The sequence below is a fragment of the Paraconexibacter algicola genome, from assembly GCF_003044185.1.
Classification (GTDB): Bacteria; Actinomycetota; Thermoleophilia; order Solirubrobacterales; family Solirubrobacteraceae; genus Paraconexibacter; species Paraconexibacter algicola.
The window spans coordinates 874,989-890,983 of sequence record NZ_PYYB01000001.1; the positions used below are offsets into that span (position 1 = coordinate 874,989).

17 protein-coding genes and 1 tRNA gene are annotated in these 15,995 nt (G+C 73.5%); 12 read left to right on the forward strand and 6 right to left on the reverse strand.

Annotation, left to right across the window (positions count from 1 at the left end; all coding sequences use genetic code 11):
* Nucleotides 1-70: 70 nt before the first annotated feature.
* From C7Y72_RS04095 to C7Y72_RS04120, 6 genes are all read left to right on the forward strand, one after another.
* Nucleotides 71-850, forward strand: coding sequence for an HAD family hydrolase (locus C7Y72_RS04095; RefSeq protein WP_107567327.1), 780 nt, complete (start codon nt 71-73; stop codon nt 848-850).
* Between the two features lie 11 nt (nt 851-861).
* Nucleotides 862-1,458 (forward strand): metallophosphoesterase family protein, encoded by a 597-nt coding sequence (locus C7Y72_RS04100; RefSeq protein WP_158276630.1) that lies wholly within the window; start codon nt 862-864, stop codon nt 1,456-1,458.
* 176 nt (nt 1,459-1,634) lie between these two features.
* Nucleotides 1,635-2,720: a hypothetical protein gene (locus tag C7Y72_RS04105; protein WP_146175248.1), complete on the forward strand. Its 1,086-nt coding sequence runs from the start codon at nt 1,635-1,637 to the stop codon at nt 2,718-2,720.
* Entirely contained in the window at nt 2,681-3,436 is a 756-nt protein-coding gene (locus tag C7Y72_RS04110; RefSeq protein ID WP_146175249.1) for a hypothetical protein, read from the forward strand. Before C7Y72_RS04105 ends, C7Y72_RS04110 begins: the two co-directional genes overlap by 40 nt.
* A gap of 249 nt (nt 3,437-3,685) precedes the next feature.
* Nucleotides 3,686-3,925 (forward strand): hypothetical protein, encoded by a 240-nt coding sequence (locus C7Y72_RS04115; RefSeq protein ID WP_107567331.1) that lies wholly within the window; start codon nt 3,686-3,688, stop codon nt 3,923-3,925.
* Between the two features lie 269 nt (nt 3,926-4,194).
* On the forward strand, nt 4,195-4,359 hold the full coding sequence (locus C7Y72_RS04120; RefSeq protein WP_107567332.1) for a YegP family protein: 165 nt from the start codon (nt 4,195-4,197) through the stop codon (nt 4,357-4,359).
* 59 nt (nt 4,360-4,418) lie between these two features.
* Here C7Y72_RS04120 and C7Y72_RS04125 read toward each other — a convergent pair whose 3' ends face one another.
* Both C7Y72_RS04125 and C7Y72_RS04130 read right to left on the reverse strand, forming a co-directional pair.
* Nucleotides 4,419-4,673: a hypothetical protein gene (locus C7Y72_RS04125; protein ID WP_107567333.1), complete on the reverse strand. Its 255-nt coding sequence runs from the start codon at nt 4,671-4,673 to the stop codon at nt 4,419-4,421.
* Entirely contained in the window at nt 4,670-4,951 is a 282-nt protein-coding gene (locus C7Y72_RS04130) for a hypothetical protein (protein WP_107567334.1), read from the reverse strand. Before C7Y72_RS04130 ends, C7Y72_RS04125 begins: the two co-directional genes overlap by 4 nt.
* Before the next feature lie 38 nt (nt 4,952-4,989).
* On the opposite strand from C7Y72_RS04130, the gene C7Y72_RS04135 reads away from it, so the two are divergent.
* From C7Y72_RS04135 to C7Y72_RS04145, 3 genes are all read left to right on the forward strand, one after another.
* On the forward strand, nt 4,990-5,661 hold the full coding sequence (locus C7Y72_RS04135) for a hypothetical protein (protein WP_107567335.1): 672 nt from the start codon (nt 4,990-4,992) through the stop codon (nt 5,659-5,661).
* Between the two features lie 120 nt (nt 5,662-5,781).
* Nucleotides 5,782-6,567 carry a hypothetical protein gene (locus C7Y72_RS04140; RefSeq protein ID WP_107567336.1) on the forward strand — a complete coding sequence of 262 codons (786 nt, stop codon included), beginning with the start codon at nt 5,782-5,784 and terminating at the stop codon, nt 6,565-6,567.
* A gap of 56 nt (nt 6,568-6,623) precedes the next feature.
* On the forward strand, nt 6,624-7,700 hold the full coding sequence (locus tag C7Y72_RS04145) for a PDDEXK family nuclease (protein WP_107567337.1): 1,077 nt from the start codon (nt 6,624-6,626) through the stop codon (nt 7,698-7,700).
* A 498-nt stretch (nt 7,701-8,198) separates the two neighbouring features.
* Here the strand turns inward: C7Y72_RS04145 and C7Y72_RS04155 are convergent.
* Nucleotides 8,199-8,272: transfer RNA gene (locus C7Y72_RS04155), tRNA-Asp, on the reverse strand.
* Between the two features lie 98 nt (nt 8,273-8,370).
* Between C7Y72_RS04155 and C7Y72_RS04160 the strand changes: the two genes are divergently transcribed.
* The gene (locus C7Y72_RS04160; RefSeq protein ID WP_158276631.1) at nt 8,371-8,850 is read left to right on the forward strand and encodes a calcium-binding protein; all 480 of its coding nucleotides are present in this window, start codon (nt 8,371-8,373) and stop codon (nt 8,848-8,850) included.
* A gap of 24 nt (nt 8,851-8,874) precedes the next feature.
* Here C7Y72_RS04160 and C7Y72_RS04165 read toward each other — a convergent pair whose 3' ends face one another.
* Complete coding sequence (locus tag C7Y72_RS04165; RefSeq protein WP_107567340.1) at nt 8,875-10,209, reverse strand: NAD-dependent malic enzyme; 1,335 nt, start codon at nt 10,207-10,209, stop codon at nt 8,875-8,877.
* Between the two features lie 78 nt (nt 10,210-10,287).
* Between C7Y72_RS04165 and C7Y72_RS04170 the strand changes: the two genes are divergently transcribed.
* A complete protein-coding gene (locus tag C7Y72_RS04170) occupies nt 10,288-11,679 on the forward strand; it encodes a cytochrome P450 (RefSeq protein WP_233243716.1) in 1,392 nt (463 codons plus the stop codon).
* A gap of 24 nt (nt 11,680-11,703) precedes the next feature.
* Here the strand turns inward: C7Y72_RS04170 and C7Y72_RS04175 are convergent, their stop codons facing one another.
* Nucleotides 11,704-13,932 (reverse strand): WD40/YVTN/BNR-like repeat-containing protein, encoded by a 2,229-nt coding sequence (locus C7Y72_RS04175; RefSeq protein ID WP_107567341.1) that lies wholly within the window; start codon nt 13,930-13,932, stop codon nt 11,704-11,706.
* A 91-nt stretch (nt 13,933-14,023) separates the two neighbouring features.
* On the opposite strand from C7Y72_RS04175, the gene C7Y72_RS04180 reads away from it, so the two are divergent.
* A complete protein-coding gene (locus C7Y72_RS04180; RefSeq protein WP_158276632.1) occupies nt 14,024-15,067 on the forward strand; it encodes a glycosyltransferase in 1,044 nt (347 codons plus the stop codon).
* Here C7Y72_RS04180 and C7Y72_RS04185 read toward each other — a convergent pair.
* Nucleotides 15,061-15,975: a glycosyltransferase family 2 protein gene (locus tag C7Y72_RS04185; RefSeq protein ID WP_158276633.1), complete on the reverse strand. Its 915-nt coding sequence runs from the start codon at nt 15,973-15,975 to the stop codon at nt 15,061-15,063. The two genes, C7Y72_RS04180 and C7Y72_RS04185, sit on opposite strands and share 7 nt — an antisense overlap.
* Nucleotides 15,976-15,995: the final 20 nt, after the last annotated feature.

Here is a 15,995-nt window from a genome sequence, read left to right on the forward strand (position 1 = left end):
CGGTCCGTGCTGCAGGAGGAGGACCCGTCGGGTTGTCACATCGGTCCGCGCTGCGGAGACTGGTTGCGACATGGCCGACGTAGTGCTCTTCGATCTCGACGCGACGCTCATCCCCGAGACGACCGCCACCCGCGCCGCGTTCCTGGCCGCCGCCACGCTGGCAGCAGAACATCACGGAGTTGACGCGACCACGCTGGCCGCCGCTGCGTACCGCCACGCACGCCGTGGCTGGGCGAGCTCGCCGGCTGCGTCGTTCTGTTCGCGGATCGGGATTAGCGCCTCGGAGGGCCTGTGGTGTGCGTTTGGGGGCGATCGGCCCGAGCTCGTCGTGCTGCGCGACTGGGCGCCCAGTTACCAGCGGGCGCCCTGGCGCGACGCCCTGTCCGACGAGGGGGTCCGCGACGAGGACCTCGTGGACGCGCTCGCCGGTCGCTTCGCTGCCGCGCGGCGTTCAGGCGTCGTGCCGTTTCCCGATGTCCTCCCTACGTTTGACCGCCTCGATGGCTCGTTCGGGTTGGGAGTCGTGACGAACGGTGCGTCGTGTCTGCAGCGGGAGAAGCTCGAGCTCGCCGCACTCACCAACCGGTTCGCGTTCGTGATCGCCTCCGGTGACCTGGGCGTCGGCAAACCGGACCCGGCGATCTTCCGTGCGGCAGCAGACCGCGCCGCGACGGTCCCTGGCCGCATCGTCATGGTCGGTGATGACCTCGACCGCGACGTGAACGCTGCCCGGGCCGCTGGCCTGCGGGCAGTGCATCTCGACCGCGCCGGTACCCTCGGTCCGCCGGCGATCTCGACGCTCGCCGAGCTCCCGACGGCCCTCGGCGCGATCGCGGAGGGCTGCAGGTGATGCGGGTCGGGGTGCTCAGCGACGTGCACGGTCAGGTCGCGCTGCTTCGCCGCGCCGTGGCGGCGATCGATGATCACGGCTGCGAAGAGATCTGGTGCCTGGGCGACGTGGTCGACGCCCTCGGTGCTGCGCCGTCAGCCGATCAGGAGGAGGCGGTCGCGCTCGTGGCCTCGCGGTGCGCCGTGACGCTCGGCGGCAACCACGAGCTGTGGGCCCTGGAGCGCGGTCAGCTGTCGCATGCGACGCGGCTGGTGCTCGCGGGATGGGCTCCTCGCGCCGAACGGCACGGTGTGCTCGCCGTGCACGCGAGCGTGATCGATCCTCTCTACGAGTTCCTCGACTCACCCCAGGTCGCCGCTGCCTCGCTGGCAGAGCTCGGCGCTCACCTTGCGCTCTTCGGCCACACCCACCACCCGGGCATGTGGGGCGCGGCCGCCGGCGTCCCCGCCCCGGTCTGGGTGTCCGCGCGCACAGCCCCGCCAGTCGACCTGCGGACCTACCAGCGCGCACTAGTAAACCCGGGGGCGATCCAGCACGACCTCCAGCCCACCTACCTGCTGCTCGACCTGACCGCCCGCACGGCCACCTGGCATCCCGTCCCGGGCTGACCTCGGCCCGAGGACGAACCGATCACTGGGTTCGGTCGCCGTGTCACATGCTGGGCCGCAGACGCGCTGCTGGGCATGTTCGCTGAGCCCTCGCGCCGCATCACCGTTCCCGCCCCAACCCCGCAGCCGTCCCTGCCGGCACCCGTCCCTGCGATGCCGGTCGAGGTCCCGACGCGATGACCATCGTCGGTGTGCGCTCCTGGTTCATCGACCAGGACGGCGGGCTGCGCCCGCTGCACGCCGAGCTTGGAACCTGGGACGCGCCGGTCGCGACCGCTGTGTGCGACAGCAGTCCGGCAACCGGTCACGTCGCACCGGCGAGCGACTGCTCGTGCGGCCTCTACGGTTCCTATGAGCTTCCGGCCCGGACCCGTCCTGGGTGTGTCACCGGTGCGATCCAGGCGTGGGGCAAGGTCGAGCTGCACTTCTCGGGATTCCGCGCCCAGCACGCCCGGCCCGTCGCGCTCGTCCTTCCGCCCCGCGCCTCCACGAACCTGCGCCCGCGGTTGGAGCGGGCCGCCCAGCGTTACGGCGCACAGCTCGTGCCATCCCAGGACGAACTGCTGTCCGTCGCCGCCGAGTGGGGCTCTCCGGTCGCACTCCAGGACCGCCCGTTCAGCCTCCTCTCGCGCGTCGTCGCGGCGGACGACAGCCCGGATCCCGCGATGCTCGAGTCACCGGCCGGAGCACTGCAGTGGCTGTACCAGCGGACGCTCGAGCAGGCCGGCGGCCAGATGCCCGGCTTGGACCTCGAGCGGATGTCCGACGCGGACGTGGCAGATGAGCTGCTTGCCGTTCGAACGCTCTGCGAGCGGGGCATCGAGGCGACGTCGGTCACAGACGTGCAACTGGGGGCAGCGGACCGGGGCGCGGTCCTGCGTCACGTCGGGACCCTGGACGCCGCGCGGTTCCGAGGCTTCTGGGTCGCGTTGGCGCAGCGAAGTGACGGTCCGGTGGCGCGGGAGTTTATGGACGCGGGGTGTCGCGAGACGCCGGTCGTCGCACTCGCGCTCGGACTGCCCCTCTCCCCACCAAACCCGGACAGCTGGACGGCCCGCACTGCCCAGCAGCGGCTACTCACCGAACTCCAGGACCCGGAGGCGCTGCGCAGGTGTTGTGGTGCGTCCGCGGCGCAGTCGACCCGGAGATCGTGGAACGCGCGTTCCGAGGAGGCCCCGCGTTCTGGGGCGTCGAGCCGCTGCAGCGGGCCGGCAAGGCAACCGTGGCACTCGCGCAGCGTCTCGCTGATGACGAGGCACTAGCCCCGCAAGCCCGCGCCCAGGCAGCAGTCGCCGCCCGCGACACCGACCGCGGCCTGCGACTGGCGACCGAGCACCCGCGGCTGCTGCTCGAGCAGCAGCAACTGCGAAAGCTCCTTGGCCCGCTGCACTGCGCACGCATCGCAAACGAGTACGTGAAGTGCAAAAACCGCGATCCGGAGCTCGGCCTGCGATTGGCGATCGCCCTCTTTCCCAGACCGCAGGCCGTCGGGCACGTCGCCCAACTGCTGCGCGACGCCAAGGACCGACCGGGTGAGCGGCCGCTCGCCGGGTTCACGCGGGCCGTCGTCCGCCCTCTGCGGGGCATCGTCGACGGCCAGATCGTCGCCGAACTGCTCGACGACGAACGCCTCGGCACCTTGGAGCTCCACGCGCTGCTCGAGTTGTCCTCGCGGCCGCACCCCGAGACGGCCGAGCGGCTCTGGGACAGCGGCGAAAGCCTGGACCCCAACGTGGCGATCAAGCTCCTGAACGACGCCCACCCGCACGGCGGCCGCGTCACCCGCAAACACCTGCGCGCACACGCGACGGACTTCGACGATTGGGCCACGCCGAGAACAGCGGCAGCGATCGCCTACCTGCCCTCCACCGACCGCATCACGCTGGACTGCGCTCGCGCACTGGCCGACGCCGTCGACGCACCCACCTACCTCCGCCTGCAGGCCCTACGGATGCTCGAGCGCGGCGCCTACCGATAGCCCACGAGCTGCTCGCGGCTGACGACCTCGATCGCGACCTGCGGGCCGCGTGCACGGACGTGCTGGCCGGACGTCACCCCAGCGACCTGACGGCCCGAATGCTCCTCACCCGCGCGCCAAGGCGAGGCACAAGCCGCACCGCTTCCGCAACCGCAAGGCCGAGGCGTGGTGGGCGCTCCGGCTCAAGCTCAAGGACCGGCTGCTGGCCCTGCCCGCTGATGGGGACGACGCGGACGACCTGGCGGCGCCGTGTCCGCGACGAAGCGCGTGCAGGACGCCGACGGCCGCACCGGCTGCGAGAGCAAGGACGACGTCCGCAAGCGGCTCGGCCGATCCCCGGATCTCGGGGACGCGCTGACGATGGCGGCGTCGGAGGAGCCCACCTACTGTGACGCGTCACCGCCGCGGTCGGAGGGGTCGGCGCGGTCGATCACCGCCGGCCTCCTCGACGAAGGCTTCAGCCCATCTCACGACGAAGCGCCCCGGTGACAGGGCGCTTCGTGGTGCGGCTGATCCAGGAACTTCTTGGCGGGCGGACCAGCGCGCGATACCTGTGCGATCAGGCGATGTGGTGCGCTGGGGACGCTACAGACTTCGAAGGACGCACTTCTGCTCCCGGCGAAGCCCCTGCAAATTGCGGGACTTTCCTCGGCCCGATGTGGGTTCCGTCCGCGCGGCGATCATGATGTAGGACAGCCCTCACCGAGACCTTGGCGGGCCTCGGGCAGAGGGAACAGAAGTGCGATCAAGGAGTAACGATGTATTTCAGGATTCGCTACGACGCCGACGGCTACCGCGCGCTCGCGTACGCCAGCAACCACCAGCTGATCTGGTGGACCGAGGGCTACGTCTCGAAGGCGGACGCGCGTCGCGCGATCGACCTCATCAAGCGCGAGGGTCCCGGCGGGGACGTCCACCAGTAGGTGTGGTGCACGCTCGGGGGTGGCCTGACTGCCACTCCCGAGCGTTATCTCTGGCGCGTCTAGTCGCGCTGAACGACGGTGCCGGTCGGCGGGTTGTCGCGGTCTTGGAACGTGGAACGCATGCGCGGCGCAGCGTCCAGCAGCAGCATCACGATGACCACGTCGCCGCCGCGCGCGTCGATCTGCTCAGCGGCGGCGCGAGCTGCATCGAGAGTGGAGTGGGCGCCGTAGATCTCGGTGCCGTCGCAGGAGTAGTCCACGGTCAGGAGGAACACCGGGTTGCTCACCACGACTTCTCGGACCGCGTCGCTCATCTTCCGCGTCGCTCAAGCCACGCGCTGAGCTGCGCCAAGCCGCGCTCAACCTCGGCCGCGACCGTCTCGCGGATCGGACGCCAAGCATCGGTCAGCTGCTCGAGCGCGCTCGGCTCCGGCACGGGCATCACGGTCCCGGTCTGGTAGCCGACGTGCACCAGGTCGCCGGGCTCGATGTCTGCGCCGGCGATGAGGGTACGGAGGCTGATCGGCGCACAGGGGCGTAACTGCGGCGGGCTGGAGCCGTAGTTCATCTGCTTCTGCTTCCCGCGGGCCACGCCTCGATGGTCCTCACCGACCGAAAGGACCCGCAGGAATGGAGCACCCGCCCCTGCGCGCGACCCCGCGCAGACCGCACCCCATCACGACCACCGACGACGCCCGTCGGCTGGCCACCATCGCCGTCCTGCAGTCCATCGACCGAGCCGTCGCCCGCGTCGCGCGCCAGCACGGCGACGCCATCGCCGAGGACGTCCACCTCCGCCTGCTGCGGCGCATCGACACCGGGCCAACCCTGGCCGACACGTCGTGCTGGCTCGACGAGACCGGAGAGATCCGAGAGCTCGCACTGCGCGCCTGGATGCGCAAAGCCGCCGACGGCGAGACCAGCACCGCCTACCGCCACCGCACCGGCCTCGACGCACTGCTCGACCTCCCCGACACCCGCGAGCCAGCGGCCCATGAGATCCCGCCTGCGGTCAACGCCGACGACGACCCGGCGGTGCTCTTGGTCAGCCTGCGCCGTGCCACCCGGCAGGTCGCGATGACGCCACGGACCCGCGAGATCGCGCTGCAGGTCCTCACCGACCGACTGGCCGGCGAGACCTTCGCGACCGCCGCCCAGCGCGCAGGGGTGCCGACCAACACCGCCACCCAGTACAGCCGCCGGCTGCTGCGAGCGGTCGCGCCGAGCCTGCAGCGCCGCGTGCGACGCGTCGTGCGCGAGCAGAAGTCGACGCTGTCACAACAGCGGCCCGCCACGCGCTGAACAGCAGCCATGAGCACTCACGACACCACCTCCACCCCACCCACCCCGACCCCTGCCGACCAGGCCGTCCGAACCACGCCGCCAGCCGCGCTCAGCGCCGTCGCCGAGCTACCCCGCCCCGTGCTGCTCACCGGGACGGGCGGCGTTCTGCTCCTGCTCGCCATGTTCCTCCCCTGGTTCCGCCTCGACGTCCCCGCGGTGGGCGGATCGCGCTCGGGGCTGCAGTCCTCGGCCCTGACGGTCGTGCCCGTCCTGCTGGCCGCCGGGGGAGCGCTGAGCGTCGCCTGGGCCGCACGCACAACGCGCACCGCACACGTCCTCGGGCGCCCAGGGTGGCACGTGACCAGCGCCGCCGGACTCCTCGCACTGATCGGCACCGTCGCCGCCGTCCTCTCCCCGCCGAGCATCCTTCCCGGGCCGGACGCGGTCAGCGGCTTCGCCTCCCTGGTCGGTCTGGACCCCAAGCCTCAGCTCGGCGTCTACCTCGCCCTCCTGGCCGCCACCGTGATCACCGCAGGCGGCCTGACCCTCCCCGCCGGCCCGCTACACGAAGGCACCAACGGCCCTGCCGGAAACATGTACCTCGCCATCCGCCGCGCCCGGGCCGACGAGAACACCGGGCTCCTAGCGTCCGCCGCGATGGGCCTCGCGGCGCCCTCCCTGGTGATCCTCGGACTCGTCCGGGACTCCGCGGCGGTGCTCACGGTCGCCTTGGTCACGGCGATCGCCGCCGTGCTCGCCTCCCGCGTCGCGCGCCGCGGCCTGCCGGCAGACGAGAAAGACCTGCGAACGCTGTCACGCGTCGGACAGGCCGGAGGCTGGACCGTCCTCGGCGCGACGCTCACGGTGCTGATCCTCACCGCGGCCGTGCTCGGGCAGGCAGCCAATGACCTTGGCGCCCTCTAATCGTACCCGTGAGAGAGACTGTGCGGGAGTCCGCTGCCGAAAGCGGACTCCCGCACATGGTGAGTCCAGCACCACTCCACACCGCCGCGTTCGTCGTCGACGACCACCCCCTCGACACGTACCTCGCATGCGCCGCCCTGCGCCCCACGCAGGCGATCCTCATCCATCCTCCCGACCGCGCCGACGAGGCACAGCGACTACGCGACGTCCTCACGCGCCGCTTCGCCACGACGGCCCACTGCGAGGAGATCGGCGACAACACACACTTCCCGCAGGCCCAAGCCCTCCACGCCCGGCTGCCGGCTAACACGCACGTCCACCACACCGGCGGCGACGGCTCCCTCGCCTCAAGCCTGCGAGCCGCGCACTTCATCGCCGACCGGGCACCCCAGGACGCCTCCTGCCTGGATGAGGACCGCAGGCTCCTACGCCGAGACGACGGCACCGACACCCCGCTCGCAGACCTCGTCCCCGCCAACGCGGTCACCCTCGAGGTCCTCATGGACCTTCAAGGCTTCCACCGCGCGCGGCCCGACACCGAGACGCAGGCCGCATCGCACGCGCTCCTGGACGCCGCCGGCCCACCACCGTGGGAGCAGGTCGCCCGGCTCGTCGACGACGGCACAACAGCAGTCGCAGTGCTACGCCGTCACATCGAAGAAGCCCAGCCCCGCCCCAACCGCTTCACGCGCAGCCATCACCTCGAGGTCTTCCTCAGAGGACTCTTTCTCGAGTACCTGCTCTCACGACTCATCACCCAAGCCGCACCAGGCCACGAGGTGCACACCGGCGTCCGCCTGACGCGCGACGCCATGAGCCTCGAACTCGACGTCGTCGCCATCGGCCACTACCGCCCGTACGTCTTCTCCTGCACCACCGGCCGCACCGGCAAGAACGCGAAGGCCAAAGCCTTCGAAGTCCTCGCCCGCGCCCGCCAGATCGGCGGACAGACCGCCCGCCCCGGACTCCTCGCCGCACTCGACACCCAATCAACCCCCAACGCACGACAGGTCGCCCACCTCTCCACCGTCGACCGGGACGACACCGCCGAGCAGGTCCTCGTCGTCGAACTCACCTCCCTCGCAGCCGCCGCCGTCAACGGCAACGTCGCGGATCTTCTGCTCGCCCACTAACCCTCAGCAGCAGACCACGGACCCGGCTGGCACACAGCCACCGCGCCGCGCGCAAGCATCAATGACGCCAGAAGACTCCCCCGAACCCCGGATCCGCGGGCCTCGGGCTCCACGCCGCTACCAGCATGAGGTTGACGCCGCTCGCGCAACTCTCGGAGCGCCTCGTTCTCAGCCCCGCGAGGTACGCGCTTCGTGCGACCACCCTTCCCTCCAGGTGCGGCCCTCACGACGTCCACCTGGTCCCACCGGATCGGGACCGACGGGCGGGCGACAGCTGGCGAGAGCAGGATGTCCAGCAGCTCGCCGACCGCATCCACTAGCGGGGCGTCCGCATACGGAACGACGTCGACGATCCACCGGCGGTGTTCCAGGTTTGGGTCCACGTTTCCCCGCGTCCGGTGCCATCCGCTGCTGTCTCCTGCGGACTGCGCGCGGAACCGAACGCAAGAGAGGCCCGCAAATTGCCGCTCCTGCGGCTTGCTGCGGACCTCTGCTGAGCGGGAGCGACGGGACTCGAACCCGCGACCTCCGGCGTGACAGGCCGGCGCTCTAACCAACTGAGCTACGCCCCCAAACGGGACCGGCAGTATGGCACGAAGTCGCGAAACGTGGCGTGCCGTGTGGCGACCGGCGCAACTCCCGGGCAGACTGGCGGTTGGAACCGTCGCCCGTGACCCGTCCGCGCTCCCGCATCCTCGCCGTCCTCGCGCTCCTCGCCGCCCTGCCCGCGGTGGCGTTCGCGACCGGGATCGAGGGCACGCCGCGCGACGACCTGCTCCGCGGCTCCCAGCAGGCGGACACGCTCACGGGCCTCGGGGGCGACGACGAGCTGCGCGCCTTCGACGGCGACGACACGCTGGACGGCGGACCGGGCGACGACCGCCTGCTCGCCGGCCGCGGGGCGGACACGCTGGTGGGCGGCCCCGGGGCCGACCGGCTGATCGCCGGCCCGGGACGGGACGTCCTGCGCGGCGGGCCGGGCAGCGACGTGCTCGCCGCGCGCGACGGCGAGCCGGACACGATCCACTGCGGCCCGGGCGGCCGCGACCGCGCGACGCTCGACCTCGTCGACGTCATCGCCGACGCGACGCCGCAGCGGCCGGACGGGGCGTGCGAGCTGGTCGACCGCGCCCCGCCGAAGACCGGCTGACCGCCGGGCCGCCCGCGCGCGAGCTCAGAGCCCGGACGGCGCCTGGTCGGGGCGGGCGTGCCCCTCCTCCAGCGCGGCGGCGTGCACGGCCTCCGCCACGCGCGTGTGCACGGCGGCCTCCAGCGCGTCGGGCACGAGGTCGTCGCCCTCGGTCAGCTCGCTGATCGCGCGGGCGGCCGCGAGCTTCATCCCGGAGGTGATGCGGTCGGCGCCCGCCAGCAGCGCCCCGCGGAAGATGCCCGGGTAGCCGATCACGTTGTTGACCGAGCGCCCGTCGGCGGCGAAGCCCGCGCCCGCGGCGAGCGCGGCGTCCGGGTCGATCTCCGCGATCGGGTTCGTCAGCGCGAGGATCGCCTGGCCCGGCCGGACCATCGACGGGGTGATGAGGCCGGGACGACCGGTGGTGGCGACGACGATGTCCGCGCGCGCGAACACGTCGTCCATCGTCGTGACCTCGATGCCCGCCTCGCCCGCGCGCCCGTGCGAGTCCCCGTTGGGGTCGAACGCGACGACCGCCGCAGCCCCGGCCTCGGCCACGAGCGCGGCGATGCCGTAGCCGGCCGCGCCGAGGCCGAGCTGGCCGACCGTCACCTCCCCGAGGTCGCGGCCGAGCGCGCGGCAGACCGTCAGCACGGCGGCGACCGACACGACCGCGGTGCCGTGGACGTCGTCGTGCATGACCGGCACGCCGAGCCGCTCGATCAGGCGCCGCTCGATCTCGAAGCACTCGGGCGCGCTGATGTCCTCGAGGTGGATGCCCCCGAACGACGGGGCGATCCGCACGACGGTCTCGACGAACTCGTCGACGTCCTTCGTGTCCACGAGCACCGGCACCGCGCTGATCCCCGCGAACTGCGAGTAGAAGACCGCCTTGCCCTCCATCACCGGCATCGAGGCGACCGGGCCGATGTCGCCGAGCCCGAGCACGCGCGAGCCGTTGGTGCAGATCGCGACGGTCCGCCCGATCGACGTGAACTTCGCGGCCAGCTGCGGGTTCTCCGCGATCGCGCTGCAGACGCGCGCCACCCCCGGGGTGTAGACGTCGCGCATCTCCTGCGGCGTGCGCACCGGGGTGACCGCCTCGGTGCGGAGCTTGCCGCCCTCGTGGCGCAGGAACGCGCGGTCGTGGTGCCAGACCAGCCGCACGCCCTCCAGGCCGGAGAGCGACGCGGCGAGCTCGGCGCCGTGCTGCGGGTCGCGGACCTCGACCGTGATCTCGCGGTCGGTCAGCTCGCGGCCGAGGTGGATCGTGACGATGTCGCCGATCAGGCCCTTGTGATCGGCGATGACCGCCGCGACCTTCTGGAGCTGGCCGGGCTTGTGCGGGACCTGCAGCTTGTACGTGACGTCGAGCGGCATAGGCGGCGAACGGTACGCCAGAACCCACCTCGGACCCCGACTGGCCAGCTGGCCAGTCGACGGGATAGGCTGGCGCCCATGTCGCTCGCGGGTCCCCGTCCCCTCGGTCCGATGGAGCGCACGCCGTTCGGGCGGATGGCGCTCGACCTGCGCTCCGAGGCCCGCACGCGCCGCGCGGGCGCGATCCCGTTCCCGCCCGGGGACACGCGCCCCAGCGCCCGCCGCACGCGCCGCTTCGCCACCGACCCGCTGCACGTCCTGCTCGACGGCTACGACCGCCACGGGCCGGTGTTCACGCAGCGGGTCTTCCACGGCAACGTCGTCTTCGTCCTCGGCCCGCAGGCCAACCACCACGTGCTCGTCTCCGGTGCCGCGAACTTCTCGTGGCGCAAGGGGCACTTCAGCGACCTCGTGCCGCTGCTGGGCGACGGGCTGCTGACGATCGACGGGGACTTCCACCGCCGCTCCCGGCGGATCATGCTCCCCGCCTTCCACAAGGAGCGCATCCGCGCCTCGGTCACGACGATGCAGGAGGAGACCGACCGCGCGGTCGCCGGCCTGCGCGCCGGCACGACGATCGACCTCGACCACTGGACGCGCGAGCTCGCGCTGCGGATCGCGATGCGCGCCCTGTTCGGCCTGGACCCGGACGCGGCCGCCCGCGACCTCGACGCCGCCCGCGAGTTCGAGCACGCCCTCGGCTTCTACGCGCGCGACTACACGCTGCAGATCCTGCGCGGCCCGCGCACGCCGTGGGCGCGGATGCAGCAGGCCCGCCGCCGTCTGGACGGCCTGATCCTCGGGGAGATCCAGCGGCGCCGGCGCAGCGGCGAGCGCGGCCCGGACATCCTCTCGATGCTGCTCGACGCGCAGGACGAGGACGGCTCGCGGCTGTCGGACCAGCACGTCCGCGACGAGGTCATGACGCTCCTGTTCGCCGGGCACGACACGACGACCTCGACCGTCTCGTTCCTCTTCCACGAGCTGTCACGCACGCCGCAGGCGCGCGAGCGGCTGCGCGCGAAGCTCGACGACGGGGACGGCGAGCTCGAGCGCGTGCTCGACGAGACGCTGCGCCTGTACCCGCCCGCGTGGATCGGGCCGCGCCGCTCGATCGAGCCGTTCGAGCTGTGCGGGCACCGCATCCCCGGGGACGTGCCCGTGAACTACTGCTCGTGGGCGAGCCACCGGCTGCCCGACGTGTGGGACGAGCCCGACGCGTTCCGGCCCGACCGGTTCCTGCCCGGCGGCGAGGTCAGCCGGCTGCCCAAGGGCGCGTACGTGCCGTTCGGGGGCGGCTCGCGCACGTGCATCGGGATGCGGTTCGGCCAGGCGGAGATCGCGATCATCGTCCGCGAGCTCGTGCGGCGGTTCGACCTCGACCTGCCGCCCGGCTTCCGCCTGCGGATCCGGCAGATGCCGACGATCAGCCCCGCTGACGGGATGCCGATGACGCTGCGGGCCGTCTGATCCGCAGCGCCCCGGCGGTCCCTCCTACCGCTTCTTCTTCTTCGCGCTGACGACGACGTTCAGCAGCGGCGACCCGTCGCCGGCGCTGTCGAAGTCGCCCGCCCACTGGGCGACGAACAGGTTCGCGCCGCGCGTGACCGTCCAGCTCGTGGTGAACGCGCCGTTGGCCGCGACCTTCACGGTCTGGGCGATCCAGCGCACGCTGCCCTCGGGACGCCGCGACACGGTCACCCGCTCGGTGCCCGTCGCGGGCGTGAGCTTGCCGGTGACGGTGATCTTCGTGACCTTCGTGTACCGCTTCTGCTTCGTCGTGATGCTCAGCGTCGACGCCGCGCCGGAGACGCCGCCCTTCGTCGTGGCGAACAGGTCGGCGACGCCGGCCAGGAGGTAGTCGCTGCCGCCGCCGGGGGCGACGAGCCCGGTCGGCCCGATGACCGTCGGCGAGACGACCTGCGGCGCGAAGGTCTTCCCGCCGTCGGTCGTGCGGTAGAGGATGCCCGCCGACGGGACGTCCCCGAAGCCGCCCTGCGCGACGAGGTAGCCGCTGGTCGCGGAGGAGAACTGCAGGCCGTCGAAGCGGTTGGTGCCCGTGCCGGGCAGCTCCGTCCAGGTCCGGCCGCCGTTGGCGGTGCGCCACAGCCGCGAGGTCCCGTCCTGCACGTAGCCGACGCGCTGGTCGACGAAGTCGACGCGACCGACGACCAGGCGGTTGCGCAGCTTGCCCTTGACCCGCTTGTAGGTGCCGGGCTTGCGGATCGTCGTCCAGGTGCGGCCGCCGTCGGTGGTGCGCACGATGTCCTGACGGCCCCAGGCGACCACCGCCGACCCGGCGCGCTCGGCGTCGGTCAGCGCGGTGCGCGCGACCGCGTCGCTGCGGACGGCGTCGAAGACGTTGCCGCCGTCGGCGGAGCGGCGGACCCCGGTCGGGCCGAGCACCAGCACGGTGTCCGGGCTCGTCGCGACGACCGCGTTGGGCCGGGCGGTCGTGCCGGTGTCCAGCGTCTTCCAGGTCGCGCCGCCGTCCGCGGTGCGGAACAGGCCGCCCTGCACGTCGAGCGCGTAGCCGACCGTCGCGGTGGGGAACGCGACGTCCAGGACGTCCTCGCTGGTCGCGACGTTCGCGCGCGTCCAGGTCCTGCCGCCGTCGGTGGTCTTGCCGAGCGCGCCGTCGGCGCCGGGAGCGAACGCGGTGCCGGGCTGCAGGCCCGCCCGCAGCCGCGAGAACGTGCCGGTGAGGCGGCCGCCGATAGGCGCGAACGTCGTGCCGGCGTCGTCGCTGACGACGGTCGTGCCGCGCTCGCCGGCGGCGACGAGCCGCGTGGCCGAGGCGAACGAGGCGGCGAGGATCTTGTCGGTCGACGGCGTCAGCGCGTTCGCGGTGTCGCCGCCGTCGGTCGTGCGGACCACCACGTCGCCCTCGGCGGTCGAGACGACGCTCTGCAGTGCCGTGGAGCACCGCACCCCGGTGTAGTTGCGGGCGACGCCGAGGTCCTTCGGCGTCCACGTCACGCCGCTGTCGGTGGTGCGCAGGAAGAGGCCGCCGTCCCCGACGGCGTAGCCGGTCGTCGCGTCGAAGAACGTGACGTCGCGGACGGCGCGGTTGGTGTCGCTCACGAGCTTCCACGAGTTGCCCGCGTCGACGGTGGAGAAGATCTTGCCGCCGGTCGTCGCGGCGAAGCCGGTGGTCGGGGAGGTGAACCACAGGGCGGTCGGCGTGTCGCGCCCGCCCGGCGCGCGGGTGCCGGGGATCGCGCTCTTCTGCGCGAACGCCGTCCCCCCGTCGGCGGTCTGCAGCACGGTCCCGTCGGCGAGCGCGAGGAACCCGACGGTCTTCTGCGGGAAGCTCAGCGCCGCGAGCGGCTCCTTGCAGCTGTTCTCCACCGGGGTGAAGGCGATTCGCGAGAACGTGCGGCCGCCGTCGTCGGAGCGCCGGGCGACGCAGCCGCCACCGGCGACGAGCGTCGTGTCGTCGACGGCCTGGACCTCGGTGAGGTTCGTGAACGTGCCGGTCTGCAGGCCGGCCCAGGTGAGACCGCCGTCGCTGCTCTTCAGCAGCGTGCCGAAGTCGCCAACGGCGTAGCCGGTGGCGCCGCGGAAGTCGGTGGCGCGCAGCGTGTTGCCCTGCGGCTGGGGGTTGCCCCACTCCCAGGCGGAGCTGCCGACCTGGACGTTCGCGGCGGCCGGCGCGGCGGCCGCGGCCGCGAGACCGGCCGCCGCGACTGCGACGGTGATCGTGGTTCTGGTGCTGCGCATGACTCCACCTCGGGTCGTTCGGAGGGTGCTGCCGACGAGAACGACGGCCCGGACGGAAGGTTGCGCGGCTTGCTCGGATACCGTGCGCGTCGTGCCGTCCGCCCGTCCTGCCGTCGACGTCGTCGCACCGGTGGCGGGGGACGCCGCGCTCGTGCGCGCGGTCCTCGCGCGGCTGCGCGGGCTGGAGCGTCGCGACGGCGACACCGTGACCGTCGTGGACAACCGCGGGGTCGGCGTGGAGGACCCGGACGTGCTCGTGGCGACCGCGGTGCGGACCTCCTACCACGCGCGCAACCGCGGGGCGGCGCGCGGCACGGCGCCGTGGCTGCTGTTCCTCGACGCCGACGTGGACCCGCCCGCGGACCTCCTGGACCGCCTCTTCTCCCCCGTCCCCGGCGAGCACGTCGGGGTCCTCGCGGGCGCCGTGCGCGACAGCGACCCCGGGCCGCGCGGCACGGCGGCGGAGCGCTACGCCCACCTGAAGTCGTCGATGAGCCAGGAGACGACGCTCGCCCGGGACCGCGGGCGGTTCGCCTTCGCGCAGACCGCGAACGCCGCGGTGCGCCGGTCCGCGTTCGTCGTGGTCGGCGGGTTCCGCGAGGAGGTCCGCTCGGGCGGTGACGCCGACCTCTGCTTCCGCCTCGCCGCCGCCGGCTGGGCGCTGGAGCGCCGCCCCGACGCGGCGGTCGTGCACCGCAACCGCACGACGGTCCGCGCGATGCTCGGGCAGCGGTTCCGGCACGGGACCGGCGCCGCGTGGCTGGCCGCCGAGCACCCGGGGGCACTGCCCGCCCGGCGCTGGCCGGGCCTGCTGGCGTGGGGAGTCCGTCGCGCCGGGGCGGGCGTGCGCGCGGGCCTGCGCGGCGACCGGGACGCGGCGCTCGTCGGCCTGCTCGACGGGCCTGCGGTGTGGGCGTTCGAGCTCGGCCGTCGGGTGCCCAACCGCGAGCTGCCCGCGGCCGGGCGCGCGCGGCGCGGCGGCGCGTCCGCCCCCGGCGGTCCCGGCGGTCCCGGCGGTCCCGGCGAAGCGCAGGCCCCCGACGGGCCGCCGGAGGCGCGGGACGGCGACGGCCCGCCGCCCGGCCACGGCCCTGGCCCCGGCCCCGGCCCCGACCCCGACCCCGACGGTCAGTAGGCGGGGCCGCGCCCGACCCGGGCGCGCACGCCCGGCAGCGCGAGCGCCAGACGCCGCGCCCGCTCGCGCGCGGTGAGCGGGCGCTCACGGGCCACGCGCGCCCACGCCGCGCGCGCCGCGCGCGGGTCACCGGCGCGGGCCAGGCCGTCGGCGAGCGCCGCGAGGTCCGCGGCGCGCGCCCGGGCGACCGTGTCGGGCCCGGCGGCGAGCGCGACGTGGCGCTCGCGGACCTCGAGCTGCGCGCGGGCGAGCGCGGCGACGTCGGCGGTCAGCCCGCCCGGGTGGCGGCGGTAGCGCACGACCGCGTCGGGCACGCAGAGCGCGTCGTGGCCCGCGGCGCACAGGCGCAGCCACAGCTCCCAGTCCTCGGCGACCCGCACCGGCGCGGCGAAGCCGCCGACCGCCGCCAGCGCCTCGCGGCGCAGCACGACGCTCGAGGTCGGCACCGGGTTGGCGGCGTGGAGCGCGCGGCCCAGCGCCGCGGCGTCGTGCCGGCCGGGCGCGGGCTCGTCCCAGCGCTCCCCGGTCGGCCGCCCGTCGACCCCGACGACGCGGGAGCGCCCGAAGCTCCAGCCCGCCCCCGGCGACGCCGCGTGCGCCCGCAGGTGCGCGGCGAGCGCGCCCGGCTCCCACGTGTCGTCGGCGTCGCAGAGCGCCACGAACGTCACCGCGGGGTCGAGCGCGCGCAGGCCCGTGTCGCGCGCGGCGGCCGGCCCGCCGGCGGTGGCCCGGCGCACGCGCCGCACGCCCGCGGCGAGGTGGTCGGGGTGCAGCGCGACCGGGACGGGGGAGCCGTCGTCGACCACGACGACCACGTCCGGCGCCGGGTCCTGGGCGAGGACCGCGTCGATCGCCTCGGCGAGGAACGGCGCGAAGCCGTGGACCGGGAGCAGCACGCCGACCGTCACGCCCCGCAACCTACCGGCCG

Coding starts and splice junctions, on each gene's coding strand:
- C7Y72_RS04170 (WP_233243716.1), top strand. CDS start 10,288: ATGTCGCTCGCGGGTCCCCGTCCCCTCGGTCCGATGGAGCGCACGCCG.
- C7Y72_RS04135 (WP_107567335.1), top strand. CDS start 4,990: ATGGAGCACCCGCCCCTGCGCGCGACCCCGCGCAGACCGCACCCCATC.
- C7Y72_RS04105 (WP_146175248.1), top strand. CDS start 1,635: ATGACCATCGTCGGTGTGCGCTCCTGGTTCATCGACCAGGACGGCGGG.
- C7Y72_RS04120 (WP_107567332.1), top strand. CDS start 4,195: ATGTATTTCAGGATTCGCTACGACGCCGACGGCTACCGCGCGCTCGCG.
- C7Y72_RS04095 (WP_107567327.1), top strand. CDS start 71: ATGGCCGACGTAGTGCTCTTCGATCTCGACGCGACGCTCATCCCCGAG.
- C7Y72_RS04125 (WP_107567333.1), bottom strand. CDS start 4,673: ATGAGCGACGCGGTCCGAGAAGTCGTGGTGAGCAACCCGGTGTTCCTC.
- C7Y72_RS04145 (WP_107567337.1), top strand. CDS start 6,624: ATGGTGAGTCCAGCACCACTCCACACCGCCGCGTTCGTCGTCGACGAC.
- C7Y72_RS04175 (WP_107567341.1), bottom strand. CDS start 13,932: ATGCGCAGCACCAGAACCACGATCACCGTCGCAGTCGCGGCGGCCGGT.
- C7Y72_RS04165 (WP_107567340.1), bottom strand. CDS start 10,209: ATGCCGCTCGACGTCACGTACAAGCTGCAGGTCCCGCACAAGCCCGGC.